This is a genomic window from Streptomyces oceani (assembly GCF_001751245.1).
Lineage (GTDB): Bacteria > Actinomycetota > Actinomycetes > Streptomycetales > Streptomycetaceae > Streptomyces > Streptomyces oceani.
In genome coordinates this window covers 78,362-103,570 of sequence record NZ_LJGU01000114.1, presented here as the reverse complement: position 1 = coordinate 103,570, position 25,209 = coordinate 78,362, and the positions used below count along the sequence as shown (strand labels likewise).

Annotated in this window: 20 protein-coding genes; 12 read left to right on the top strand and 8 right to left on the bottom strand. The window is 70.2% G+C overall.

Features of this window, described 5'->3' with window-relative positions; all coding sequences use genetic code 11:
* Positions 1-5 precede the first annotated feature (5 nt).
* From AN216_RS07730 to AN216_RS07685, 10 genes are all read left to right on the top strand, one after another.
* Positions 6-884, top strand: coding sequence for a carbohydrate ABC transporter permease (locus AN216_RS07730; RefSeq protein ID WP_070195856.1), 879 nt, complete (start codon positions 6-8; stop codon positions 882-884).
* 5 nt (positions 885-889) lie between these two features.
* Positions 890-1,711, top strand: a complete 822-nt coding sequence (locus AN216_RS07725; RefSeq protein WP_079166403.1) for a carbohydrate ABC transporter permease — start codon at positions 890-892, stop codon at positions 1,709-1,711.
* Positions 1,712-1,854: 143 nt separating this feature from the next.
* A complete protein-coding gene (locus AN216_RS07720) occupies positions 1,855-3,129 on the top strand; it encodes a glycoside hydrolase 5 family protein (RefSeq protein ID WP_070195854.1) in 1,275 nt (424 codons plus the stop codon).
* A gap of 93 nt (positions 3,130-3,222) precedes the next feature.
* Positions 3,223-6,318, top strand: a complete 3,096-nt coding sequence (locus AN216_RS07715) for an alpha-mannosidase (protein WP_070195853.1) — start codon at positions 3,223-3,225, stop codon at positions 6,316-6,318.
* 15 nt (positions 6,319-6,333) lie between these two features.
* On the top strand, positions 6,334-7,653 hold the full coding sequence (locus AN216_RS07710; protein ID WP_070195852.1) for an endo-beta-N-acetylglucosaminidase: 1,320 nt from the start codon (positions 6,334-6,336) through the stop codon (positions 7,651-7,653).
* The gene (locus AN216_RS07705; RefSeq protein WP_070195851.1) at positions 7,650-8,504 is read left to right on the top strand and encodes a GH85 family endohexosaminidase C-terminal domain-containing protein; all 855 of its coding nucleotides are present in this window, start codon (positions 7,650-7,652) and stop codon (positions 8,502-8,504) included. Before AN216_RS07710 ends, AN216_RS07705 begins: the two co-directional genes overlap by 4 nt.
* 260 nt (positions 8,505-8,764) lie before the next feature.
* The gene (locus AN216_RS07700; RefSeq protein ID WP_107401931.1) at positions 8,765-9,253 is read left to right on the top strand and encodes a TM2 domain-containing protein; all 489 of its coding nucleotides are present in this window, start codon (positions 8,765-8,767) and stop codon (positions 9,251-9,253) included.
* Positions 9,254-9,350: 97 nt separating this feature from the next.
* A complete protein-coding gene (locus AN216_RS07695; protein WP_070195849.1) occupies positions 9,351-9,734 on the top strand; it encodes a DUF2752 domain-containing protein in 384 nt (127 codons plus the stop codon).
* Between the two features lie 318 nt (positions 9,735-10,052).
* The gene (locus AN216_RS07690; protein ID WP_070195848.1) at positions 10,053-11,036 is read left to right on the top strand and encodes a hypothetical protein; all 984 of its coding nucleotides are present in this window, start codon (positions 10,053-10,055) and stop codon (positions 11,034-11,036) included.
* A 116-nt stretch (positions 11,037-11,152) separates the two neighbouring features.
* Entirely contained in the window at positions 11,153-12,529 is a 1,377-nt protein-coding gene (locus AN216_RS07685) for an FAD/NAD(P)-binding protein (protein WP_070196101.1), read from the top strand.
* A 924-nt stretch (positions 12,530-13,453) separates the two neighbouring features.
* Here the strand turns inward: AN216_RS07685 and AN216_RS07680 are convergent.
* The 4 genes from AN216_RS07680 to AN216_RS07665 all read right to left on the bottom strand — a co-directional run bounded on the left by AN216_RS07680 (position 13,454) and on the right by AN216_RS07665 (position 17,641).
* Positions 13,454-14,416, bottom strand: coding sequence for an ABC transporter substrate-binding protein (locus tag AN216_RS07680; protein WP_070195847.1), 963 nt, complete (start codon positions 14,414-14,416; stop codon positions 13,454-13,456).
* Positions 14,417-14,461: 45 nt separating this feature from the next.
* Positions 14,462-15,463, bottom strand: coding sequence for an ABC transporter permease (locus AN216_RS07675; protein ID WP_070195846.1), 1,002 nt, complete (start codon positions 15,461-15,463; stop codon positions 14,462-14,464).
* A 117-nt stretch (positions 15,464-15,580) separates the two neighbouring features.
* Positions 15,581-17,215 carry a sugar ABC transporter ATP-binding protein gene (locus AN216_RS07670; RefSeq protein ID WP_079166373.1) on the bottom strand — a complete coding sequence of 545 codons (1,635 nt, stop codon included), beginning with the start codon at positions 17,213-17,215 and terminating at the stop codon, positions 15,581-15,583.
* Between the two features lie 3 nt (positions 17,216-17,218).
* Positions 17,219-17,641, bottom strand: coding sequence for an RbsD/FucU family protein (locus tag AN216_RS07665; RefSeq protein WP_070195845.1), 423 nt, complete (start codon positions 17,639-17,641; stop codon positions 17,219-17,221).
* A gap of 239 nt (positions 17,642-17,880) precedes the next feature.
* Here AN216_RS07665 and AN216_RS07660 point away from each other — a divergent pair, with 239 nt between their 5' ends.
* Together AN216_RS07660 and AN216_RS07655 are read left to right on the top strand one after the other, a co-directional pair.
* Positions 17,881-18,306 carry a cold shock domain-containing protein gene (locus tag AN216_RS07660; RefSeq protein ID WP_070195844.1) on the top strand — a complete coding sequence of 142 codons (426 nt, stop codon included), beginning with the start codon at positions 17,881-17,883 and terminating at the stop codon, positions 18,304-18,306.
* 313 nt (positions 18,307-18,619) lie between these two features.
* A complete protein-coding gene (locus tag AN216_RS07655; protein ID WP_244502364.1) occupies positions 18,620-19,057 on the top strand; it encodes a GNAT family N-acetyltransferase in 438 nt (145 codons plus the stop codon).
* Between the two features lie 374 nt (positions 19,058-19,431).
* On the opposite strand, the gene AN216_RS07650 is transcribed toward AN216_RS07655, so the two are convergent.
* From AN216_RS07650 to AN216_RS07635, 4 genes are all read right to left on the bottom strand, one after another.
* The gene (locus AN216_RS07650) at positions 19,432-19,881 is read right to left on the bottom strand and encodes a cold shock domain-containing protein (protein WP_170843056.1); all 450 of its coding nucleotides are present in this window, start codon (positions 19,879-19,881) and stop codon (positions 19,432-19,434) included.
* A 114-nt stretch (positions 19,882-19,995) separates the two neighbouring features.
* Positions 19,996-21,024, bottom strand: a complete 1,029-nt coding sequence (meaB, locus tag AN216_RS07645; RefSeq protein WP_070195842.1) for a methylmalonyl Co-A mutase-associated GTPase MeaB — start codon at positions 21,022-21,024, stop codon at positions 19,996-19,998.
* Positions 21,025-21,027: 3 nt separating this feature from the next.
* Entirely contained in the window at positions 21,028-23,307 is a 2,280-nt protein-coding gene (gene scpA, locus AN216_RS07640) for a methylmalonyl-CoA mutase (protein WP_070195841.1), read from the bottom strand.
* Positions 23,307-25,199, bottom strand: a complete 1,893-nt coding sequence (locus AN216_RS07635) for a methylmalonyl-CoA mutase family protein (RefSeq protein WP_070195840.1) — start codon at positions 25,197-25,199, stop codon at positions 23,307-23,309. Before AN216_RS07635 ends, scpA begins: the two co-directional genes overlap by 1 nt.
* Between the last annotated feature and the right edge of the window lie 10 nt (positions 25,200-25,209).

Below are 25,209 nucleotides of genomic sequence, written 5' to 3'. Positions count from 1 at the left end.
ACGTCATGCGCGTACGCACTCACCGGACGGTCAGCCCCTGGCTGTTCCTGCTGCCCGGACTGGCGATCACCCTCGCCTTCAACCTCTATCCCTTCCTCAGCACCGCGTACAAGGCGTTCACCGACGCCCGTACGCTCACCGCCGGCAGCTGGGTGGGCCTGGAGAACTTCCGCCAACTGCTGAGCGACGAGCTGTTCTGGGTGGCACTGCGCAACAGCCTGCTGTACGTGGCGCTCGTGGTGCCCTTCACCGTGCTGCTGCCCCTGCTGCTCGCGCTGCTGGTGGAGCAGCGGATCCCCGGGGTCGCCTTCTTCCGGTCCGCCTTCTACACCCCCGTGGTGGCCTCGGTGGTGGTGGTCGGCCTGATCTGGTCCTGGATGCTGGACGACCGCGGGCTGGTCAACAGCCTGCTGGTCACCCTCGGAGCCGACCGCGTCAACTTCCTCGGAGACCAGTGGCTGTTGCTGTTCTCCGCCATGGCGCTCACGGTGTGGAAGGGCCTCGGCTACTACATGATCATCTATCTCGCCGCGCTGGGCAACGTCCCCAGGGAACTGCACGAGGCCGCCGCCGTGGACGGTGCCGGGCCCGTACGCCGGTTCGTCAGCGTCACGGTGCCGGCCGTGCGCTCCACCATGGTGCTCGTCGGGGCGCTGTCCTCGGTCGCCGCCTTCAAGGTGTTCTCCGAGGTGTACCTGTTGGCCGGCCCGGACGGCGGCCCGGCGGGCGCCGACACCACTCTGGTCATGCTGGTCCAGCGGGTCGGCACCGGGCTCGGCGGCCGGGTCGGTTACGCCTCCGCCATCTCGCTGGTCATCTTCGCCATCGCGCTCGCGCTGATGCTGCTGGTGCTGCGCGCCGACCGTAAGGAGGACGCGCCGTGAAGCGCATGAGCCGACGGGAGCGCATCCTGCGGTACGCCCTGCTGCTCCTGGTACTGGTGATCACCATCGGGCCGTTCCTGTGGCAGCTGTCCACCTCGCTCAAGTCGCCCGCCGAGGACGTCTACAGCGATCCGCCGCGACTGTTGCCCGGAGACCCGACGCTGGAGAACTACTCCGGAGTCGCGGAGATCATCCCCGTCTGGGACTACGCCCTGAACTCGCTCAAGGTGGCCGCGGCCAACGTCGTCACCAACTGCGTCGGCGCCTCACTGGCCGGCTACGCCCTGGCCCGGCTGCGCTTCCGTGGACGCAAGATCGCCGGGCTGCTGTTCGTGATGGCGCTGCTGGTGCCGCTGGAGAGCATCATCATCGCCCAGTTCACCACCATGCAGCAGCTCGAACTCAACAACACCCTGGTCGCCGTCGTCCTCCCCGGCGCCGTGGGCGCCCTCAACGTCCTGCTGATGCGGAACGCCTTCCAGGCGCTGCCGTACGAGCTGGAGGAGGCCGCGGTGATCGACGGCGCCAACGTCTGGCAACGGTTCCTGCGCATCGGACTGCCCGCGGTCCGGGGCACGCTCGCGGTGGTCGCCATCTTCGCGTTCATGACCGCCTGGGACGACTTCCTCTGGCCGCTGATCGTCCTCTCCGACTCGGAGAACTTCACCCTCACCGTCGGCCTCAACTTCCTGCACGGCACCTTCCAGAACGATCCACGGCTGGTGGCCGCCGGCACCGTCATCGCGGTGGCACCCCTGATCGTGATGTTCGCCTGCCTGCAGCGCTACTTCTTCCGTGGCGTGGGGGAGGGCGCCGTCAAGGGCTGAGCGCCCGCTCGGCGTTCGTACGATCCAGCCCCTGTGGGACGCCACTCAGCCGGCGCGCCCCGGAGCGTACGACCGCCATCGCAGCACCGCACTCGCGCGCCACGCGTGCCGAACGCCGCACCCGAACGAACAGGACACCCCGTATGACCGCCACCCCCCGCTTCGGTGTCAACTACACGCCCACCCGGGGCTGGTTCCACCACTGGCTCGACTTCGACCTGGACGACGTGCGCGCCGATCTCGACTCCGTCGCCGAGCTCGGGCTCGACCACGTCCGGGTCTTCCCCCTCTGGCCCCTCTTCCAGCCCAACCGCACCCTGGTCCGCCCGCGTGCCGTCGAACAGCTCGTGGCCCTGGTCGACGCCGCGGGGGAACGCGGACTGGAGGTGAACGTCGACGGGCTCCAGGGCCATCTCTCCAGCTTCGACTTCGTCCCGTCCTGGACCACCACCTGGCACCGCCGCAACCTCTTCACCGATCCCGAAGTGACCGCGGGCCAGGCGGAGTACCTGCGTACGCTCGCCCAGGCGCTGGCCGACCGGCCGCACTTCCTCGGCATGACGGTCGGCAACGAGACCAACCAGTTCTCCTCGGACCCGCACCCCGACCCGGACCGGATCACCGAGGCGGAGGCCGCCGAGTGGCTGCGACGCATGGTCGCCGCCTGCGAGGCCGGCGCCCCCGGCCGTACGCACCTGCACGCCTCGGACGACGCGGCCTGGTACGCCGACGGGCACCCCTTCACCCCGGCGCACGCGGCGCGGATCGGCGCCATGACGAACGTGCACTCCTGGGTGTTCAACGGCACCGCGCAGCGGCATGGTCCCAGCGCCACGGCGACCGAGCAGCACGCGGCGTACCTCATCGAGTTGGCCAAGCCCTGGGCCGAGGAACCGCACCGCCCCGTGTGGCTGCAGGAGGTCGGCGCCCCGGCCCCGCACGTCCCGCCGGAGCGGGCCGGCGCCTTCACCACCGCGACCGTCCGCAACGCGCTGGACTGTCCGGACGTGTGGGGGGTCACCTGGTGGAGCTCCCATGACGTCGACCGTTCGCTGGCGGACTTCCCGGAGCTGGAGTACGACCTCGGGTTGCTGACGAACGACCGGCGGGTCAAGCCGGCCGGTGCCGCCCTCGCCGAGGCGGTGGCGGAACTGCGGCAGTCCTGGCGGCCTCCGAGGGCGCGTACGACCGCGCTCGTGCTGCACGGCGCGGACGGGTCCGGCGGTCGCGCGGCGTGCGCGCCCGGCGGCGCGTACTTCGAGGCGTGGATGCGGCTGGCCGCCGACGGCGTACGTCCCGCCTGCGTGCTGGCCGAAGAGGCCGCGGACGCCGAACGGCTCGCCGCACGCGGCATCTCGGAGGTCGTCGAGCCGCGGGACGTGCCGCCGACGCCCCAGCGCCCCGGACCGCGGGGCTGAGCCCGGGCACCGCCCCGAGCGTCGGCTTCCCCCGAAACCGCGAGCCCGATCCGTGTCTGCCCAGCCAAGCTACCGACTCCCCGAGGAAGCGCCATGCACAACGACCGTTCCGTGACCGAGGCCCGGCTCAAGCGGGTACTCGACGAACGCATCCGCCCGGCGTGCTACGCCGAGGCCGTCCCCCTCGAGGTGGGCGTGTGGCACGCCCCCGGCGAGCCGGTGCCCGTCGCCGAGGGACTGGCCGCAGAGCCGAGCCCCATCGCCGTCGGCGACCCGTGGGGAGCCCCCTGGTCCACCAGTTGGTTCACCGTCTCCGGGACGGTGCCGGCCGACTGGGCGGGCCGTACGGTCGAGGCCGTCCTGGACCTCGGCTTCGACGACAACATGCCCGGCTTCCAGTGCGAGGGCCTGGTCTACGAGCCGGACGGCACCCCCGTGAAGGGGCTCAACCCGCGCAACACCTGGGTGCGGATCGGCTCCGAGGTGGCCGGCGGCGAACGGGTGCGGTTGCACGTCGAGGCCGCCGCCAACCCGGTCATCCTCGACTACCATCCCTTCCTGCCCACCGAGCTCGGCGACCGGGAGACGGCCGGCGACGAGCCGCAGTACCGGCTGGCCCGGATGGACCTCGCCGTCTTCGACGAGACCGTGTGGGAGCTGACCCAGGACCTGGACGTGCTCGGCTCCCTGATGGCCGAGCTGTCCCCGGACACTCCGCGCCGCTGGGAGATCCTGCGAGCCGTGGAACGCTGCCTGGACACAGTCGACCTGGGCGACATCAGTGGTACGGCCGCCGCCGCCCGGGAGCGGCTCACCGGCGTCCTCACGTCCCCCGCGCACGCCTCGGCACACCGGATCAGCGCGGTGGGACACGCGCACATCGACTCGGCCTGGCTCTGGCCGCTGCGCGAGACCGTACGCAAGGTGGCGCGGACCGCCTCCAACATGACGGCGCTACTGGACGACGCGCCCGAGTTCGTCTACGCCATGTCCCAGGCCCAGCAGTTCGCCTGGCTCAAGGAGCACCGGCCGGAGGTGTGGGCCAGGGTCAAGCGGGCCGTGGCGGACGGCCGCTTCGTGCCGGTGGGCGGCATGTGGGTGGAGTCGGACACCAACATGCCCGGATCGGAGGCGCTCGCCCGGCAGTTCGTACACGGCAAGCGCTTCTTCCTGGAGGAGTTCGGGATCGAGACCGAGGAGGTCTGGCTGCCCGACACCTTCGGCTACTCCGCCGCGCTGCCGCAACTGGTGACACAGGCGGGCGCCCGATGGTTCCTCACCCAGAAGATCTCCTGGAGCCAGCAGAACAAGTTCCCGCACCACACCTTCTGGTGGGAGGGTCTGGACGGCACCCGCGTCTTCACCCACTTCCCGCCGATCGACAGCTACAACGCCCAGTTGTCCGGCGCGGAGGTCGCGCACGCCGTACGCAACTTCCAGGAGAAGGGCGGCGCCACCCGGTCGCTGGCCCCCACCGGCTGGGGCGACGGGGGAGGCGGCACCACCCGCGAGATGCTGGCGCGCGCCCGGCGGCTGGCCGACCTCGAGGGCTCGGCCAGGGTCAGCTTCGAGAAGCCGGCGGAGTTCTTCACCAAGGCCGAGGAGGAGTACGCGCACGCCCCCGTCTGGGCCGGCGAACTGTATCTCGAACTGCACCGGGCGACGCTGACCAGCCAGGCCCGTACCAAGCAGGGCAATCGGCACAGCGAGCGCCTGCTGTACGAGGCGGAACTCTGGGCGGCCACGGCGGCCGTACGATCGGCTCCCGGACGGCCGTACGCGTACCCCCACGAGGCGCTGGACCGGCTGTGGAAGACGGTGTTGCTGCACCAGTTCCACGACATCCTGCCCGGCACCTCCATCGCCTGGGTGCACCGCGAGGCGGCCCGTACGTACGCGGAGGTCGCCGCGGAGCTGGAGGCGATCATCAGAGAGGCGCAGGCCACGCTCGCGGGCGACGCGCCGGCCGGTGGCGAACTGGTCTTCAACGCCGCGCCGCACGCCCGCTCCCAGGTACCGGCCGGGGGCGCACGGCCGGTCTCCCACACGGCGGAGCCGACCCGGCGCGACGTCGCCGCGGAGGGCGGTTTCGTGCTGGACAACGGGCTGCTGCGGGTGGTCGTCGACGCCGCCGGTCTCGTCCGCTCGGTGTACGACACCGTCGCCGATCGGGAGACCCTGGCGCCCGGGCAGCCCGCCAACCTGCTCCAACTGCACCAGGACTTCCCGAACATGTGGGACGCCTGGGACGTGGACCACTTCTACCGCAACACCGTCACCGACCTCACCGAGGCCGAGTCGGTGACCGCGGCGGACCAGGCGGAGGCGGACGCCGCCGGGAACACGTCAGCGGACGGCGCGTCGGTACGGGTGACGCGCCGCTTCGGCTCCTCCCGCGTCGAGCAGGTGCTGACCCTTCCTGCCGGGGAGCGGCGGCTGGAGGTCGCCACCGAGGTGGACTGGCACGAGACCGAGAAGTTCCTCAAGCTGGCCTTCCCACTGGACGTACACACCGACCGGATCGCGGCCGAGACCCAGTTCGGCCACCTGCACCGGCCCACGCACACCAACACCAGCTGGGACGCGGCGAAGTTCGAGGCATGCCAGCACCGCTTCGTGCACCTTACGGAGCCCGGCTGGGGCGTGGCGCTGGTCAACGACTCGACCTACGGCTACGACGTCTCCCGCACTCCGGGGGAGGCCGGGGCGCTCGCTGAGACCTGCACCGCCACCACCGTGCGGCTTTCCCTGCTCCGTGCCCCGCGCTTCCCTGACCCGCGTACCGACCAGGGCGTGCACCGCTTCCGCTGCGCGCTGGTGCCGGGCGCGACGATCGGGGACGCCGTACGCGAGGGCCACCATCTCAACCTGCCCGAGCGGCGGTTGCCCGGCGACTCCGCCGTGCCGCCCCTGGTGTCGGCGGACGAGGACGCCGTGGTCATCACCGCCGTCAAGCTCGCCGACGACGGCAGCACAGACGTGGTCGTCCGGCTGCACGAGGCACACGGCGGTCGGGTACGGACCCGGTTGACCGCCGGTTTCCCGCTGGCCTCGGCGACCCGCTGCGACCTGCTGGAGCGGCCGACGGCCGAGGTCGTGACGGAGAGCACGGACGCGGGGGAGGTCATCCCGCTGTCGCTGCGCCCGTTCGAGATCACCACACTGCGGCTGCGACGCCGCGAGGACTGAGGGAGGAGACCGACCATGGACCGCAGGACCTTCATCGGCATGCTCAGTGCCGCCGGAGTCACCGTCGGCTTCGCCGGACCGGCGGGCCCCCTGCCCTCGGCGGCGCGGGCCGCGACCACCGTGACCACCGCCGCCGGCGAGGACCCGGCCGCCGGACGGGCGCCGCACCAGCCGTACATGCACGGTTACGACGCGAAGGCGCTGAAGAACTGGAGCCCGGAGACCGACCGCTTCGCGAAGTACTTCCGCTCCCGGGTGCCGCTGGCCACCCGGATTCCGCCGTTCGCCGCCACCCAGGCGGATCCGCGTCGCCCCACCGCCGCGCGGGTGATGAACCTGAGCTTCGACTACGACAAGAGCTTCTTCGCCGCGCACAAGTACAACGACGTCTTCGCCCGGCGGCTGTTGCGTTTCTGGCAGTACACCGACATCTACGGTTCCTGGCACGGTATGCCGGTCGATGGCTCACCCACCGACGAACCGGTACACGGTGTGGTCAACCTGCCCAATCCCGCCTACACGGACGCCGCGCATCGCAACGGCGCGCGCAGCCTCGGCTGTTGGTTCTGGCCCCGCGACGGTGACTTCGACGACTACCTCGAGCGGCGCGCGGACGGGTCCTTCCCGGTGGCGGACAAGCTGATCGAGATGGCCGGCTACTTCGGTTTCGACGGTTACTTCGTCAACCAGGAGGACGACACCCCGGCCCCGGAGGCGGCGCGGCTGATGGAGCTGCTGAAGTACCTCCGGTCGCGGGCGCCCGAGGGTTTCCACATCCAGTGGTACGACACCATCCTGGCGAACGGGAAGCTGGACTACCAGAACCAGCTCAACGAGAGGAACGCGCCCTGGATCCAGGACGAAGGCACCCCCGTCGCGCACAGCATCTTCCCCAACTACTGGCTGCCGGACGCCCAGCAGGTCATCACCTCACGAAAAACCGCCGAGCGGCTGGGGCTGGACCCGTACGAGGCCGTCTACCACGGCACCGAGACCGAGAAGTACGGCTACAACCCGCCCTACGACACCCGGTTGGTTTTCCCGGAGGGGGAGCGGGCACGCACCAGCTGGGCGCTGTTCGGTTCACACTTCCCCTGGGACCGCCACCCGGATCGGGAGGACCCGGACGCGCAGGACGAGGTATTCCAGCGGGAACGCTGGTACTGGTCCGGCCCGAACGAGGACCCCACCCGCACCGGCCGTACGAGGACCCCACCCGCACCGGCCGTACGGAGTACGTCCCGTGGCCGGAGGAGGACGAGGGGAAGCCGCGCGACCCGGACAACCACCGGAAGTGGGACGGGGTCGCCCGTTACATCACGGAACGTTCGGTGATCGGCGCCTTCCCCTTCGTCACCCGCTTCAACACCGGACACGGCCGCTCCTTCTTCCTGGAGGGGAAGCGGGCGAGCGAGGCGGAATGGAACAACGCCAGTATTCAGGACATTCTGCCCACCTGGCAGTTCTGGACCCGAAGCGGCGGTTCCGGAGAGCCCCTGACCGTGGACTACGACTACGACCAGGCGTACGACGGGGGCTGCGCGCTGCGGGTATCCGGCGAACTCGGTCCGGACAACCCCACCACCGTGCGGCTGTTCAAGACCCGGTTGCGGGTCACCGGTGGTGAGCGGCTGTCCGTGACGTACGCGACCGGCGCGGCGGGCGAGGACAGCGGCCTGGAGGTCGGCGTGCTGCTCGCCGATGACCCGGAACGCTTCGTGTGGCTGCCTGTCGGCGTCGCCGCCAACCGCACCTGGAACCACTTCACCCAGCACCTCGACGCCTTCCGTGGCCGTACGATCGCCGCCGTCGGGGTGCGGGTCTCCGCGGCGCGGCGGCGCGCGTACGCCCTGCACCTCGGAGAGTTGGCGCTGTTGGAGGGCGGTCGGCCACGACGGCCGGAGCGTCCCCGGGACTTCACCGTGGACGCCGTACACCCGGACGGCGACCGGGCGGAGGTCTTCCTCTCCTGGCGGTTCGCCGGGACCGGCGTGTGGTACTACGACATCCACCGGGAGTTGCCGCGGGGTGGCCGGCAGGCCGTCGGTCGGATCCTGGACGAGGTGTACTACGTCAAGACACTGACCCGACTCGCGGAGGAGTCGAGCACAACGCTCCAACTGACGGCGGTGGGGCCGGACGGGACGCGCGGTGCGCCGGCACGCGTCCGGGTGCGTTGGACCTGACGGCAGGGAGGGTCCCAGACCGGTTTGGACCAGCTCGGTGGCACGGGTGTCTCCCCGTGCGTCCGGCGAGTCGGCCGTAGGCCCCGGACCCAGCCGGGTCGCCGGACGAGGTGGCCGACCACACGGCTCGGTGATGGGTCGGGGGTACCCAACGGCCGGAAGGCTGTCAGGATGGCACAGGGAACCTCCCCGGTTCTCACGCACTGTTTCGCTCTGTCACTCCCTCGGGGGTCCTTTCGATGTCCGATCAGAATCCGTACATGAAGTCGAACGATGGCTACGGCTATCCGCAGCAACCGAGCTCCGGCTACGGCTATCCGCAGCAGCCGCCCCCGGGACAGCCCGGGTTCGGCCCGCCGGACCAGTCCGGGGGATACGCCCAGCAGGGCCCGCCGCCGCCACCACCCGGTCAGACCGGCCAGCCTGGTTACGCCTACCCGCCGGCCGGAGGGCCGCCGCCACCGCCGGGTGCGGGCGGTCCGTACATGGGCGGCGACCCGATGGCGCCGTTCGGCTACGACCCCTACGGCCGTCCGTACTCCGAGAAGTCCCGCATCGTGGCGGGTGTGTTGCAGCTCTTCATAGGGACGCTCGGCATCGGACGGTTCTACACCGGGCACGTGGGCATGGCCCTCGGCCAGCTGTTCACCTGCGGCGGCGTCGGCATCTGGGCGCTGATCGACGGGATCATGCTCCTGACGAACAACAACGCCACGGACAAGGACGGTCGGGTGCTGCGTGGCGGTTGACGAGCGGGTCACGCCCCTCGGGACAGGGCCCGTTCCGGCGGGTCCCGCCCCGGCGGGGCGGCCGACCAGGGGACNGGGCCGCTCCGCCGTCGCACGCGTGCTGCGGCACCCGCTCGCGGGCCCGCTCGGGCTGCTCGCGGCCGGGGTGGCGGGCGCGGCGTACCTCTACGGCACCAACCCGCACGAGACCGGCCACCTGCTGCCTCGCTGCCCGTTCAACTGGGCGACGGGGCTGCTGTGTCCGGCCTGCGGCGGCACGCGCATGGCGTACGACCTGCTGCACCTGGACGTGGTGGGGGCACTGCAGGACAACGCGGCGCTGTTGCTGCTCGGGCTGCCCTTCGCGCTGTGGCTCTGGACCCGCTGGCTGGCGGAGGGGCTGCGGGGCCGGCGTTGGCGGCCGGAGCTGAGCGGCCGCGCGGTGGCGGCGGTGTTGGGCACGGCGGTGCTGTGGATGACCGTCCGGAACCTCCTGGGTTAGACGGTTCGTTGCGGGCTCACGGGCTCACGTACGCCCGGCGGTCAAGCACGCCAGGATGTACGCGGCTCTCTCATGGGCCCCTGGGTGGCGCGGTGCGGCTCCTCAACGCTCACCGGTGCGTGGGAGCTTCGCCGTATCAGACGTACGACCACGTCCAGGGACTCGACAAAGGTATTCCTGTCTTTCCTACTTGAGAGGTAGGGTTTGGTGTCACCGTCCCGAAGCGGGTCACGTGACGTTCCGTGGTCCGGATAAGTCGTCCCCACGTCCGGCTCTGCCAGCCGTGGCCCGCTCGGCTAGCCGAGAAGAGCTGACGCCATGTCCACGGAACTGCACCTGTCCGCCGCCCTCGAGGAAGCGGGCCTGCAACGACAGCCGCAGCGTGCCTGGATGCCGCTCGTGCGGCTCGCCGAACGAGGCGGCCTCGACTTCGTCACCCTGGACTCACCGAGCGACTTCGCCGCCCCGTCGTCCGAGCGACACCAGCCGTGCCATGGCTCGGCCGCGCTCCTCACGGGCGCCGCCCGTGCGACGAGCCGTATCGGCCTGATGTCCCCGGTCTGCGCGCTCCCGAGCCATACGTCGAGCGGCTCGGCGGAGCCGCCGCCGGCTGGCGAGCGCACCGGCCTCGTCCTCGCCCCTTCCCCGTACGGCGGGCCCGGGCGATCGGAAGCCTCCGCGCCGCTCCCCGCGTTGGTGCTCCGCCACCGACCGGACCCGACCACTGCGCGGAACACGGCCGTGAACCGCTTTCTCGAGTCGGACCCACTGCGCCACACCCCGCCCACCGGAGTCCCCGACCCCCGGAGGAGACAGGCGAGCCGCGCGGACGCTCTGGGGCCGCCCCCGCTCGCGGTGCCGCTCGACGCGCACGGCCCGGACCCCGCATGGGCGTGGGCGGTCGACTGGGCCGACGTGGTGCTGCTGGACGCCGAACACCCCATGGCGGCACTGTCCTTGGGTGCCGCACTTCGCAGGGAGGCGACGGTCGCCGGACGCGCCGCCGGGCGCCTGCCGCGCCTGCTGCTGCGCCTCATGGTGGAAATGCGGGAGGGGAGCACACCCATGGTGCGCCCTCGCGCCGACAGCATGTGCTTCACGGGCAGCTCCGAGGAACTGTCCGAGGTGCTCGCGGCCTGGTGGGTGGCCGGCGTCTGTGACGGGTTCCATCTGCTGCCCACTCGCCCGCACGTGGACCTACGGGCCGTGGTGAGTGAAGTGGTGCCGCGCTTGCGTGAGCGGGGCCTCGTGCGCGACGGCTACCGTGGCGCGTCACTGCGCGGCCACCTCGGACTGGGCTGAGGGCCGGTCTGCCGCGGCACGGACCGACGAGTCGGTCCCTGGCCGCGCTCGAAACCCCATCGATAAGGTAGGAATATCGGGGTGAGTGATCCGTGCGTGCGCGTTGGGAGGTCGTCGTGAGCTCTGTCTGTCCCCGGCCCACGGTGGCGGTTGTCGGTGCGGGAGCCGCGGGCACCCTGGTGGCCGTCCAGGTGTGCGAGACGGCGCTACGCCGAGCCCGCCCGCTCGACCTGGTGCTCATCGACCCGGCTCCGGAGGCCGGACGCGGCGCGGCGTACGCCACGCGCGACCCCGAGCACCGACTCAACGTGCCGGCCGGAGGCATGAGCTGCTACCCGGAGGACCCGGAGCACTTCCTGCGCTGGCTCTGCCGACACGGTCGGCCGGAGGTCTCGGCCGGCGACTTCGTCTCCCGCTACCGCTACGGCTCGTACCTCGCCGACACCCTCGGCCGAGCGGTGATCGCGGCCCACGGCACGGTGTCGGTCCGCCGGTTGCGGGTCGCCGTCGACGGCTGCGCCTGGCCGAGCGATGGCCGGGCCCGGCTGCGACTGGCCGACGGGCGGACCGTGTCCGCCGACAGTGTCGTGCTGGCCACCGGACCGGCGCCCGGCGGCGGCTGGATTCCCGAGGAACTACGGGAAGCCCCCGGTTTCGTCGCCCGCCCCTGGGCGCCCGGGGCGCTCGACGCGTTGGCCGAGGCGGACGGCGACGTCCTGCTCGTCGGCTCCGGACTGACCGCCGTCGACCTCGCGTTGAGCCTGCAGCGCGTGGATCGTACGGTGCACAGCGCCTCACGCAACGGCCTGCTCCCACAGTCGCACACGACCTCCCCACAGCCTCCGCTGCCACCGCCTCCGGAGCTGGCCGAGGGGATGCCGCTGGACCGTCTGCGTACGGTCGTACGACGGCATCTGGCCGCCGCCGTACGGGAACACGGTGACTGGCGCCCCGCCATGGACGGCCTGCGTCCGGTCACCGCCCGGATGTGGCAGGGCCTCAGCGAGCGGGACCGGGCCGTGGCGATCTCACGGGACGCGACCCGCTGGAACGTCCACCGGCACCGAATGGCGCCGGCCACCGCCCAGGCCGTCGACCAGGCCCGGTCGACCGGCCGGCTGCGGCTGCACACCGGCCGGCTCGCCTCCGTACGGCCCCTGGAGGACGGCCGGTTCGACGCCGTGCTGGCCAGCGGGAGCCGCCTGACGGTGCGGTGGGTGGTGGACTGTACGGGGCCCGGTGACCGGCTCGACGCCTCCGGCGATCCGCTGTGGAGCGGGCTGCTGAGCGAGGGACTCGCGGTCGCCGGACCGCTCGGGATGGGCGTCGCCACGGAGCGCGGGCGGCTGTGTGACGCGGATGGTGACACCTCGCGGCCGCTGTACACCCTGGGCGCGCCTCGGCAGGGGGAGTTGTGGGAGACCACGGCGATGCCGGAGATCCGGGTACAGGCGGCGGAGCTGGCGGCCGACCTGGTCCCGGCAGCCCCCTGACCCGGCCGGTCTCTTCCGACCCGTTCCAGGCGCGTTGGACACTCAGAGTGAGCCGAAGAGCGCGCCGGTGTTGAAAGTGACGAGACCAAGCGAGCTTGCGAGCGCAGTGTCGAGGAGTGTCGACACCGGGTTCGAGCGTTCGGAGGCGAACCGAGCACGACCAGAGTGAGCCGAAGAGCGCGCCGGTGTTGAAAGTGACGAGACCAAGCGAGCTTGCGAGCGCAGTGTCGAGGAGTGTCGACACCGGGTTCGAGCGTTCGGAGGCGAACCGAGCACGACCAGAGTGAGCCGAAGAGCGCGCCGGTGTTGAAAGTGACGAGACCAAGCGAGCTTGCGAGCGCAGTGTCGAGGAGTGTCGACACCGGGTTCGAGCGTTCGGAGGCGAACCGAGCACGACCAGAGTGAGCCGAAGAGCGCGCCGGTGTTGAAAGTGACGAGACCAAGCGAGCTTGCGAGCGCAGTGTCGAGGAGTGTCGACACCGGGTTCGAGCGTTCGGAGGCGAACCGAGCACGACCAGAGTGAGCCGAAGAGCGCGCCGGTGTTGAAAGTGACGAGACCAAGCGAGCTTGCGAGCGCAGTGTCGAGGAGTGTCGACACCGGGTTCGAGCGTTCGGAGGCGAACCGAGCACGACCAGAGTGAGCCGAAGAGCGCGCCGGTGTTGAAAGTGACGAGACCAAGCGAGCTTGCGAGCGCAGTGTCGAGGAGTGTCGACACCGGGTTCGAGCGTTCGGAGGCGAACCGAGCACGACCAGAGTGAGCCGAAGAGCGCGCCGGTGTTGAAAGTGACGAGACCAAGCGAGCTTGCGAGCGCAGTGTCGAGGAGTGTCGACACCGGGTTCGAGCGTTCGGAGGTGAACCGAGCAAGAACCGGTCGACACCGGGTTCGAGCGTTCGGAGGCGAACCGAGCGCGAAAGGAGGTCCTCAGTGATACAACACGTCCTGGATTTGCGGCTCGTTGATGTTGCGCCGGTCGTACCAGTAGTAGCCGGTGTTGATCACTTCGGGCAGCTTCTTCCCCTTGATTGCCTTCAGGGCCGCTGAGACGACCTGTGCACCGATCTTCCCCGGGTCCTGGGTGATCGCGCCCCGCATCCGGCCTTCCTCGATCGCGTTGATCTGTCCCTGCCCGGAGTCGAAGCCGACCGTCACGATGTCGTCCTTGCCGCTCTCCTTCACGCCCTGGACGACACCCATCGCCGAGCCCTCGTTCGAGCCGTATATGCCGTTGATGTCCGGGTTCGAGGCGATGATGGACTTCGTGATGTCAGCGGAGGCGGTCTGGTCGCCCGCGCCGTACTGCACGGGCAGCAGTTCGATGCCCGGGGCGTTCTTCTTCATCCAGTCGGTGAAGCCGTCCCGGCGGTCGATGCCGGAGCCGCTGGTCTGGCTGTGCACCACCATCCCGACCTTGCCCTTGCCGTCGAGCGCCTTCGCCATGTGCTTGGCCGCCGCCGCGGCTGCCGCCTTGTTGTCCGTCGCGGCCGTGGTCAGGGGGATATCGCTGTCCACCCCGGAGTCGAAGGCGATGACGGGGACGTCGTCCTTCTTCGCGTCCTTGAGCAACGGCTCCACGGCCCGGGAGTCCAGGGCGGCAAGGCCGACGGCGTCCGGATCGCGTCCGAGGCTGTTGCGGAGCATGTCCACCTGGGCCTCGACCTCGGTCTCGGTGGCGGGGCCCTCGAACGTGATCTCCACTCCCCGCTTCTCGGCCTCCTGCTCGGCGCCTTCCTTCACGGCCTGCCAGAACTGCTGCTGGAACCCCTTGGAGATGATGGCGATGTACGGCTTCTTCCCGTCGCCGTCAGCGGTGTTGCCGATGCTGCAGGCGCTCAGCGACAGCGCCATGCCCACCGCGAGGAGTGCGGCCTTCCGCCTCGGCTGCATGGTGAATCCCCTTCGTTGCGCGTCGTGTTGTGCTGGAGCGGCCCGTCAGGACGTGCGCTTGCGCGCCTGGTCCGCGTACACCGCGGCGACGATCACGCAGCCGAGGATGACGTTCTGCCATTCCTGCGGCACAGAGGTGATCTGGAGTCCGTTGTTCAGTACGGAGATGATCAGCGCGCCGATGACGGTGCCGAGGACCGAGCCGCGCCCGCCGGACAGCGAGGTGCCGCCGATGACGACGGCGGCGATGGCCTGCAGCTCGTATCCCATGCCGGTGGCCGGTTGCGCGGAACCGAGGCGGGCGGAGATCAGTACGCCGGCGAGGCCGATGAAGACACCACAGATGACATAGACGATGATCTTCCACTTGCGTACGTCGATTCCGGAGAGCCCGGTGGCGTCCTCGTTGCTGCCGATCGAGTAGGTGTACCTGCCCAGCAGCGTACGGTTCAGTACCACCCCGGCGATGAGCGCCGCGACGGCGAGGATCAGCACGGCGTTCGGGAAGTCGGTGCCCGGGATGACGCTGCCGGTGGAGATGTCGGTGTAGCCCGAGTCGCCTTCGAAGTAGATCGGCGAGCTGCCCGAGATGACCAGCGCCAGTCCCTCGGCGACCAGCATCATCGCCAGCGTCGCGATGAACGGTGGCAGTCGCAGGAAGGTGACGTTCAGCCCGTTCACCAGGCCCACCAGGCCACCGAAGAGGAGTGTGCAGAGGACTCCCAGCCAGATCGGCAGGCCCATGTTCACGATGAAGACGCCCGCCATGACCGCGCACAGCGACATGCCGGTGCCCACGGACAGGTCGATGCCGCCGGACACGATGACGAAGGTCGCGCCGACCGCCAGCGTGCCGATCACGACGGTGGAGAACAGTACCGAGGTGATGTTGCTGTAGGTGAGGAAGTTCTCGCTCGCGAACGAGAAGAAGACGACGATGGCGATCAGGCTGGCGAAGGCGAGCAGTTGCTGCACCTTGCCCTGCACGAGGGTGCGGATCCCGTCCTGGTCCGTCTGCTGTGGCGCGGCGGCCGCGGGCGCTGTCATGGTGTCGATTCCTGCCTTTGCGTTGCGGGGGATGCGCAGCGGCGCACGGACACGGAGGGGTGCTGCGTTCGGACGGCGGTCGCGATTCCTGGAGGCGGTGGCTCGGGTGTCACTGGTTCAGGCGGCGTCGGCGCGCTCGGACTCGGGACGCAGCGTCGCGTAGTGCATGACCTTCTCCTGAGTGGCCTCCTCGGCGGACAGCTCGCCGGTCACCCGGCCCTCGCTCATCACCACGATGCGGTGGGACATGCGCAGCAGCTCGGGAAGCTCCGAGGAGACCATGATGATCGACTTGCCCTCCTGGGCGAGGTCGTTCAACAGCCGGTAGATCTCCTCCTTGGCCCCGACGTCGATTCCGCGGGTCGGCTCGTCGATGATGAGGATCTCGCAGTCCTTGACCAGCCACTTGGCCAGCGCGACCTTCTGTTGGTTGCCTCCGGAGAGGTGCTTGACCAGTTGGTTCTCCGAGGGCGTGCGGATGCGGAGCGACTCGACGGACTCCCGCGCGGCGGCGCGTACGGCCTTGTCCCGTACGAAGCCGAAGGACTGGAAACGGGTGCGCAGCGAGCCGAGGCCGATGTTGCTGCTGACGTCCTGGTCCAGCAGCAGTCCGAGCTGCTTGCGGTCCTCGGAGAGGTAACCGATGCCGTGCCCGGCCGCGTCCGCTGGGTTGCTGACGCGTACCGGCCGCCCGCGCAGGGTCACCTCCGCCGAGGTGACCGGGTCGGCGCCGACGAGGGCCCGCGCCACCTCCGTACGGCCCGCGCCCATGAGCCCGGCGAGGCCGAGGATCTCGCCCTGTCGCAGCCGCAGGTTGACGTCCCGCAGCAGGGACTTGGTGCACAGCCCGGTGACGTTAAGGACGGTCTCGCGATCCTCGCGTACGTCCTCCGGACCGACGTCGGTGGTCAGTTCACGCCCCACCATGCGGGTGATGACCTGCGACATGGTGGCCTCGGCGGTGTTCAGCGTGTCGACATACCGGCCGTCCCGGATGACGGTGATGCGGTCGGAGACGGCCTCCAGCTCGTTCATCCGGTGCGAGACGTAGATGACGCCGGTGTCCGGTTGGACGAAGCGGCGGATGAGGTCGTGCAGGGCCGCCACCTCGGCGTCGTTGAGCGCGGCCGTCGGCTCGTCCATGATGAGGATGCGGGCGTCGTACGACAGCGCCTTGGCGATCTCCACCATCTGCTGTTGGGCGACGGTGAGCGTCCCCACCGTCTGTTCCGGGCGGACGGACAGGCCGAGCCGCTCGATCAGCTCGCCGGCACGGGAGTTGAGTTCGCGGTCCCGCAGCAGGAAGCGACCGCGGGGCTCCCGGCCGATGAAGATGTTCTGCGCGACCGTGAGGTCGGGCATCAGGTTGAACTCCTGGTGGATGATGCTGATGCCCAGTTCCTGGGCGTGCCGGGGGTCGCGCGGGCGCACCCGCCGGCCGTCGAGGAAGAACTCGCCCTCGTCCGGGGTGTGGATTCCGGAAAGCAGCTTCATCAGGGTCGACTTGCCGGCGCCGTTCTCGCCGACGAGCGCCAGTACCTCACCACCGGCCAGGCTCAGGCGCATGTCCTGGAGCGCCCGCACTCCGGGGAAACCCTTGACGATGCCGCGCATCTCCAGCAGAGGTGGCGTGCCCTCGGTCTCCTCGGTCCCCTGGGCACTGGTGGCCGGTGGCTTGGCGGCGGCTTCCCCCGCCTCCCCCGACGCGGAGTCCTGGCGTGGCTGCTCTTCCGGCTGGTCGCTGTGTGGCATGGCTCAGTGCCCTTCCGGGTGCGGTGTCGTCACGACGCCCTTGGAGAGGATGATGTTCCCGTAGGGGCGTGCCTCGCCGGTGCGGACGATCAGGAAGGCCCCGGCGGCGGCCTCGTAGAAGGCGACGCGGTGCAGTTCGGAGACCTCCTGCGGGGACACCCCGGCGGCGGCGACCAGCTCGTCCTGCACCGGGAGTCGACCCTCCGGAGCGGTCATCAACCGCACGGCTGGGTTGTCGAGCGGCAGCACCGTGCGTATCGCGGTGACCAGGTCGGGGGTGGTCACGCCCGGGGAGTCCAACAACCGGGGTGCCAGCCGTGCGCCGGGGAAGTGGGCGTCCGCCAGCACGACGGTGTCGCCGTGGCCCATGGCGTCCAGGTGTCGGAGCAGGTCGCCGGTGAGGTACGGGTGGATGTTCGAGAGCACGGCCGACTCCTTGAAATCGAATTCGCGGGGAGATTAAACCTCCGACCTATGCTGGTCAATGGAGTTGACCAAGAAACCTCAGCTCCGCCCTGGAATCGGCGGGTGGCCGCACTGGGGCGGTGAAATCGTTTTCAAAACATGGGGGGTGGTTCGCGTGGATGGTCGGCCGTGTACTAGGTTCGGCGCGAGGGAGTCGGGAGGGAACGACCCCTCGTACGTGTGTTGTGTGGAGGTGCTTTGTGCTGATGCAGGGTAAGGTTCTGCGTTTTGACGAGTTCCGTGGCTATGGCTTCATCGTCCCCGAGGAGGGGGACGAGGACGTGTTCATGCACGCGAACGATCTGTTGGACGACAAGTACCTGTATCAAGCGGGCAGTGAGGTGGAGTTCTTCCTGGAGATGGGAGACAAGGGGCCCAAAGCCTCGCAGATTCGGCTCGTCTACCAGCCGTCTTCACACCAGCTGTCGCGCAGCTCCAGTGTTCCCCGGTCGGAGCCGGCCGCAGCGGCGCAGCCGTCCGCCGGTTCGCCGTCGGCTCGGGACTTCAGCGCCGAACTGACGGACGCGCTCCTGGAGTCGGCCGGGTCGTTGACCGCCGACCAGATCAAGCAGGTGCGTTCCTGCGTGCTGGGGATCGCCAAGTCCCGCGGCTGGCTGGACGCGTAGGGCGACACACGCCAGCGCCCGGCACCACCTTCGGGCGCTGGTGAGTACCTGCTTCTCGTCCCGAGCCGTTCGGGGAGCCAGCTGGTTCGGTGAGGATGGTGACGCTCCCGGCTGGCACGTTGCCGCTGATGCTGATGCCGGTGCTGGAGCGGGCTCTGCCCATGGGTCCGCCCTGCGCTCATCGACGTGCCTCCGCGAGTGAAGGTCCAGCAGGCTGACGTGGTCAGTCTTGTCTCGTTCCCGTCTGGAGCTCTCCGAAATGTCGCTTCCTCGGCCGGTGCCGGTCCTCCGTCCTGCTCTCGAGGAGGACGTTGTGGTCCTTCAGGAGCTCGCCCGACGCACCATTGACGCGCGTTATCGTTCGTTCCTGGGAGACGAGGGTGTCGACTCGTTCATCAACAGCGGGGCCTCCGATGAGCACATTGAGTCACACTTTCGCAAGGGGCACCTCCACTGCCTGGAGGTGGGCGGGGACCTCGTGGGGCTGCTGATCACACAGGAGTCCACCGTCGACTTGCTGATGATCGACGTAGACCGTCAACGGCAGGGGCTGGGCAGCCTGCTCCTGTCGCTGGCCGAGCGGTTGCTCTTCGCCGAGTACCAGGAAATTCGCCTGGAGACCTTTGCCGGCAACGTCACGGCCGTCGCGTTCTACGAGGCGTGTGGTTGGTCGGTGTCGGGGCGGCCGGAATCCGACGGACCGGACAGGATCGAGTTCCGTCGGCATCGGGAGTATGCCCGCACATCATGAAGGTGCGGGCAGACCCGTGTGCCAAGGTCCGTTGAGTATCCGTGCGGCTTTCGACAGCTCGCCGGATCTGACAGCTGGTTGAACTCCGTGGCCACTCGCTCGTGCCACGCGTCCGGAACAACAGGCACTGAGTGCGCCACCTGCCCGCCGAACCCGGTGACGTCCGAGCTCGTTCGCTTTCCCGGGCCTCGCGGCTGCGTCCCGCGCCCGAGCGGCTTCGTCGCCCAGGCTCGCTCGCCGAACGTGTTCCTGGTACGGCGAGCGAGCAGTGGGGTCTCCCCAGGTCGGAGGCCGAGGAGAAGAGCGAGTGCGGTGTCGAGGGGTGTCGACACCGCACTCGAGTGCTCGGAGGCGAACCGAGCGCGAAAGAGAATTCAGCTGTCCGTCCAGCTGTGCGCCTGGGCCAGCTTCAGCAACCGGCCGCGTACGCGACGGATCTGGTCGCCGGTGAGCGTGCCGTCGGCCTCCAGAAGGGCCTCCGTGAGCTCCGCGCTAAGCTCCGCCGTGGAGAGCACGTCACACAGGGTGTCATCCAGCGCCTGCTGTGGCGGCCGTGCCGCCGGCTCCTCCTGCGGGGCCCGGTGCGGGACGCTCGCCGGGCTCGGGCCGTTGGGCACCTCGCCCACGAAACCGACCTCGGACGCCTTGGGACCCTTGTCGCCCATCTCCACGTAGAACTGGACCGCACGCCCCGGCTGGTACAGATACTTCTCTTCCAGCAGGTCGTTCGCGTGGACGAAGACGTCCTCATTCCCGTCGTCCGGAACGATGAAACCGTAGCCGCGCACCTCGTCGAACCGCAGCATCTTGCCCGTCATCAACACAGTTGGACCTTCCCGCCCGTACCGCTACCTCAACAACCAAATCCGCCGATACGCGCACTCCGCGACGCACCGCACGGGGGAACTTACTAGCCAACGCCAGGTCATGCCAGCCCGCTACGAATCCTGCGCATCGGAGCCCTCGGGACCCGGCCCGCTCTCCGAGCGGAGGAAGCGTTCCACCAGCGTGTCGGCGGCCAGCGTCGGCGTCATGCCGCCCTCCCGCACCTGCCGCTCCAACTCGGGCGCGAGGCCGCGTACGTCGGGGTGCTCGCGCAGCCGGGAGAGCAACTGCTCGTGCACCATCGACCAGGTCCAGGCCACCTGCTGCTCGCGCCGCTTGGCCCGCAACCGGCCGTCCCGCTCCAGCACCTGCCGGTGTGCCTCCAGCCGTTCCCACAGCTTGTCCAGCCCGGTGCTCTCCCGGGCGCTGCAGGTCAGCACGGGCGGAGTCCACGCCTCGTCCGCGGCCTGCAACAGTCGCAGTGCGCCGGACAGTTCCCGGGCCGCGGAGCGGGCCTCCCGCTCGTGCGGACCGTCCGCCTTGTTCACGGCGACGAGGTCGGCCAGCTCCAGCACGCCCTTCTTGATGCCCTGGAGTTGGTCGCCCGTACGCGCCAGGGTGAGCAGGAGGAAGGAGTCGACCATGCCCGCGACGGTGGTCTCGGACTGGCCCACGCCGACCGTCTCCACCAGCACCACGTCGTAACCCGCGGCCTCCATCACCACCATCGTCTCGCGGGTGGCGCGTGCCACCCCGCCGAGCGTGCCGGAGGTGGGGGAGGGGCGTACGAACGCGTCCGGGTCCACCGCCAGCCGCTCCATCCGGGTCTTGTCACCCAGGATGGAGCCGCCGGTACGGCTGGAGGACGGGTCCACCGCGAGCACCGCCACCCGGTGCCCACGCGCGGTGAGCATGCTCCCCAGCGCGTCGATGAACGTCGACTTGCCCACGCCGGGAACCCCGGTGATGCCGATCCGACGTGCCCCGCCGGAGTGCGGCAGCAGGTCGATCAGCAGCCGCTGGGCCAGCTCCCGGTGTTCCGCGCGGGTGGACTCCACCAGCGTGATGGCGCGCGCGACATACGCCCGGGAGCCGGCCAGCACCTGCTTCGCGTACGTCTCGATGTCGATCCGAGGAGCCATGGCCTACAGCTCGAGCCCGAGCGTCTCGGCCAGCGCCTTCAGCAGGTCGTACGCCGCCTCCGGGATGACCGTGCCGGGCAGGAAGACGGCGGTCGCCCCCGCGTCGTAGAGCGGCTGCACGTCCTTCGGCGGGATGACGCCACCGACCACGATGCCGATGTCCGAACGCCCGGCCTCTGCCAACTGCTCGCGCAGCGCCGGGACCAGCGTGAGGTGTCCGGCGGCGAGCGAGGACACCCCGACGACGTGTGCGTCCGCCTCCACCGCCTGCCGGGCCACCTCCGCCGGGGTTTGGAACAGCGGACCGACGTCCACGTCGAAACCGAGATCGGCGAAGGCGGTCGCGATCACCTTCTGGCCCCGGTCGTGTCCGTCCTGGCCCATCTTGGCGACCAGCAGCCGGGGCCGCCGGCCCTCGGCCACCTCGAACGCCTCAACCAGCGCCCGCGTCCGCTCCACTCCGGGTGAGGTCCCGGCCTCGTCTCGATACACACCGGAGATCGTACGGATCTGGCCCGCGTGCCGTCCGTACGCCCGCTCCAGGGCGTCCGAGATCTCGCCCACCGTCGCCTTGGCGCGGGCCGCGTCGACGGCGAGTGCCAGCAGGTTGCCCTCCAGGCCCCCGCCGGCGCGCTGGCCGTCCGAGGCGGCCCGGGTCAGCGCCTCCAGCGCCGAGCGGCAGCCGGCCTCGTCGCGTTCCTCCCGCAACCGGCGGAGTTTCTCCACCTGTTGGGCGCGTACGGCGGAGTTGTCGACGCGCAGCACGTCGATCTGCTCGTCACTGGCCACCTGGTACTTGTTCACCCCGATGACCGGCTGTCGGCCGGAGTCGATACGCGCCTGGGTGCGCGCCGCGGCCTCCTCCACCCGCAGCTTGGGGATGCCCGCGTCGATGGCCTTCGCCATGCCGCCGGCGGCCTCCACCTCCTGGATGTGCTGCCAGGCGCGGTGTGCCAGATCGTGGGTGAGCCGCTCGACGTACGCGCTGCCGCCCCACGGGTCGACGGTGCGGCAGGTACCCGACTCCTGCTGGAGCAGCAGTTGAGTGTTGCGGGCGATCCGGGCGGAGAAGTCGGTGGGCAGCGCCAGTGCCTCGTCCAGCGCGTTGGTGTGCAGCGACTGGGTGTGGCCCTGGGTGGCGGCCATCGCCTCGACGCACGTGCGGGTCACGTTGTTGAACACGTCCTGCGCGGTCAGTGACCAGCCGGAGGTCTGGCTGTGCGTGCGCAGCGACAGCGACTTGGTGTTCTTCGGCTCGAAGCGGTTGACCAGCTTGGCCCACAGCAGCCTGCCCGCCCGGAGCTTGGCGATCTCCATGAAGAAGTTCATACCGATCGCCCAGAAGAAGGACAGCCGGGGCGCGAACGCGTCCACGTCCAGCCCGGCGTCCAGCCCGGCGCGCAGGTACTCCACGCCGTCCGCCAGCGTGTAGGCCAGCTCCAGGTCGGCCGTGGCCCCGGCCTCCTGTATGTGGTAGCCGGAGATGGAGATGGAGTTGTACTTCGGCATCCTCTGCGAGGTGTACTGGAAGATGTCCGAGATGATCCGCATGGAGGGCTGGGGCGGATAGATGTAGGTGTTGCGGACCATGAACTCCTTGAGGATGTCGTTCTGGATGGTCCCGGCCAGCTTCTCGGGGGGCACGCCCTGTTCCTCCGCCGCCACGATGTAGAGCGCCAGTACGGGCAGCACCGCGCCGTTCATCGTCATCGACACGCTCATCCGGTCCAGCGGGATGCCGTCGAAGAGCTGCCGCATGTCGTAGATCGAGTCGATCGCCACGCCGGCCATGCCGACGTCCCCGGTGACGCGGGGGTGGTCGCTGTCGTAACCGCGGTGGGTGGGCAGGTCGAAGGCGACCGACAGGCCCTTCTGTCCGGCGGCGAGGTTCCGCCGGTAGAAGGCGTTGGACTCCTCGGCGGTGGAGAAGCCGGCGTACTGCCGCACCGTCCACGGCTGGTTGACGTACATCGTCGGGTACGGGCCGCGCAGATACGGCGCTACGCCCGGATAGGTGCCCAGGAAGTCCAGGCCGGCGGTGTCCTCGGCGGTGTAGAGCGGCTTGATCGCGATACCCTCGGGCGTCTCCCAGGCCAGGTCCTCGTCCCGCTTGCCGGTCCGTTCCTGGATGGCCGACCGCCACCGCCGCGCGGCCTGTTCCGGAGCGGGCTGCTCCGAGCCCGCGGCCGGCTCGGGACCGGAGGCCGGGCCGCCGTCCGCCGGCGCCAGGTCGATGCCGGTGAAGTCCGGTACGGGACTCGCCGGATGCGTGTGGTCCTGCATTACGCGACTCCCATTTCGTCGAGCGCGGACGACAGCCACGCGACCACGTCGCCGCCCGCGTGGAGGAACTCGTCGACCCCGGCGGCACGCAGCGCCTCGGTCCGCTCGCCCGGCTTGCCGGCGAGGTACACCCGGCGGGCCCCGGCCGCCTTCAGGGCCTGCGCCACCGCTTCGGCCTGTTCGGCGTACGTGCTGTCGTTCGAGCACAGGCAGGCCAGGGCGGCGCCGCTGTCCGTGAGGGCGGCGCCGACCGTCTCCGCGTCGACCGTCACCGGGTCGTGTACGGCCTCGATGCCGCCGGCCTGGAAGAGGTTCGTGGCCCAGCCGGTCCGTACGGTGTGGGCGGCGGGCGAGCCGAGCGCGGCCAGGAACACCCGCGGGCGCGCCCCGTGCGCCGCCAGGTGCGCGTCCGAACGGGTCCGCAGTGTCTCGAACGCCTCGTCCCGCCGAACCCGCGGCAGGCCGCCGGAAGGCGCGGGCTCGGGTGCCGGCGTACGCTCCAGCGGGCTCTCGGCCAGGTCGGGGAACTCGCTGACGCCGGTGATCGGTTCCTTGCGCCGGGCGAGGTCACGGCTGCGCTGCTGCCAGGTCTCCCGGAGCCGCCCCGCCACCAGGCCGGAGCGCAGCGCCGCGGCCTGACCGCCGGCCCGCTCGATCTCCTGGAACCAGGACCAGGCGGCGTGTGCGAGCTCGTCGGTCAGACGCTCGACGTACCAGGAGCCGCCCGCCGGGTCGATCACCTGGGCCAGACGCGACTCCTCCAGCAGGATCGCGGAGGTGTTGCGGGCTATCCGACGGGCGAACTCGTCGGACTGGCCGACCGCGTGGTCGAAGGGCAGCACGCTCACCGCGTCCGCGCCGCCCAACCCGGCGCTCATCGTGGCGATGGTGCCGCGCAGGATGTTCACCCAGGGGTCGCGGCGGGTCATCATCACCGGTGAGGTCACCACGTGCTGCCGCTGGGCGACCACCTCGGACGTCACCCCGCACGCCTGCGCGACCCGGGCCCACAGGTGCCGCGCGGCCCGCAGCTTCGCGATCGTCAGGAACTGGTCCGCCGTCGCGGAGTACCGGAACTCCAGCTGGGCGCAGGCGGTTTCGGCGTTCAGCCCGGCCGCGGTCAGGTCCCGCAGGTAGGCGACGCCGGTGGCCAGCGAGCAGCCCAGCTCCTGGGCCGGGGAGCCGCCCGCCTGGTGGTAGGGCAACGCGTCCACGGTCAGCGCCCGCAGGCCGGGCGCGTCCCGGTGGCAGCTCCTCGCCAACTCGACGGCGTCCGCCGTGTGCGCGGCCAGGTTGGTGGCGTCCCCGCTCCGGGCGAGGGTGCCGAGTGGATCGGCGCCGAGGTTGCCGAGCGCCGCGTGCCGGGGGAGACCGCGCTGCTCGTACACCTCGAAGAGGGCGCGCGCGGCGGCGGCGAAGTCCGGGCCCGCGTCGAGCACGATCGGGGCGAGGTCGAGGAGTACGCCCTCCAGGGCGGCGGGCAGCTCGTCGACCGGCAGCGCCCCCTCGCCCAGGCTGAGCCACAGCGAGGTGACTCCGTGCTCCAGGTCGGTGAGCAGCGCCTCGTTCATCCGTGCCGTGTCGGGCAGGCCGTGCCGCTGGCGTACGTCCCAGCCGGCGAGCGAGTTGCCCTCCGGGCGCGCGCCGCGTACGTACGGAGCGAACCCGGGATGGCCGGTGACACCCGCGGGGGCGGTCTCGGCGGTGTACAGCGGACGGGTCACGAGCCCGTCCTGGAGCGGAGTGGACAGGGCCTCCTCGGCCGCCGCGCCGGATGCTGGTTCCGCACCCGTCTTGCGCAGCACGCCTTCGACGAGACGCTGCCACTGCTCGTGCGTCGCGTCGGGGAATTCGGCGGCGAGAGAAAGCCCGTCGTCGGGCAGGACCGTCATGGAGGAAGAT

What these genes read in the sequence shown, in the direction of transcription:
- AN216_RS07730 (WP_070195856.1), top strand. Translation starts at nt 6, where the DNA reads ATGCGCGTACGCACTCACCGGACGGTCAGCCCCTGGCTGTTCCTGCTG.
- AN216_RS07725 (WP_079166403.1), top strand. Translation starts at nt 890, where the DNA reads ATGAGCCGACGGGAGCGCATCCTGCGGTACGCCCTGCTGCTCCTGGTA.
- AN216_RS07720 (WP_070195854.1), top strand. Translation starts at nt 1,855, where the DNA reads ATGACCGCCACCCCCCGCTTCGGTGTCAACTACACGCCCACCCGGGGC.
- AN216_RS07715 (WP_070195853.1), top strand. Translation starts at nt 3,223, where the DNA reads ATGCACAACGACCGTTCCGTGACCGAGGCCCGGCTCAAGCGGGTACTC.
- AN216_RS07710 (WP_070195852.1), top strand. Translation starts at nt 6,334, where the DNA reads ATGGACCGCAGGACCTTCATCGGCATGCTCAGTGCCGCCGGAGTCACC.
- AN216_RS07700 (WP_107401931.1), top strand. Translation starts at nt 8,765, where the DNA reads ATGAAGTCGAACGATGGCTACGGCTATCCGCAGCAACCGAGCTCCGGC.
- AN216_RS07690 (WP_070195848.1), top strand. Translation starts at nt 10,053, where the DNA reads ATGTCCACGGAACTGCACCTGTCCGCCGCCCTCGAGGAAGCGGGCCTG.
- AN216_RS07680 (WP_070195847.1), bottom strand. Translation starts at nt 14,416, where the DNA reads ATGCAGCCGAGGCGGAAGGCCGCACTCCTCGCGGTGGGCATGGCGCTG.
- AN216_RS07675 (WP_070195846.1), bottom strand. Translation starts at nt 15,463, where the DNA reads ATGACAGCGCCCGCGGCCGCCGCGCCACAGCAGACGGACCAGGACGGG.
- AN216_RS07670 (WP_079166373.1), bottom strand. Translation starts at nt 17,215, where the DNA reads ATGCCACACAGCGACCAGCCGGAAGAGCAGCCACGCCAGGACTCCGCG.
- meaB (WP_070195842.1), bottom strand. Translation starts at nt 21,024, where the DNA reads ATGGCTCCTCGGATCGACATCGAGACGTACGCGAAGCAGGTGCTGGCC.
- scpA (WP_070195841.1), bottom strand. Translation starts at nt 23,307, where the DNA reads ATGCAGGACCACACGCATCCGGCGAGTCCCGTACCGGACTTCACCGGC.
- AN216_RS07635 (WP_070195840.1), bottom strand. Translation starts at nt 25,199, where the DNA reads ATGACGGTCCTGCCCGACGACGGGCTTTCTCTCGCCGCCGAATTCCCC.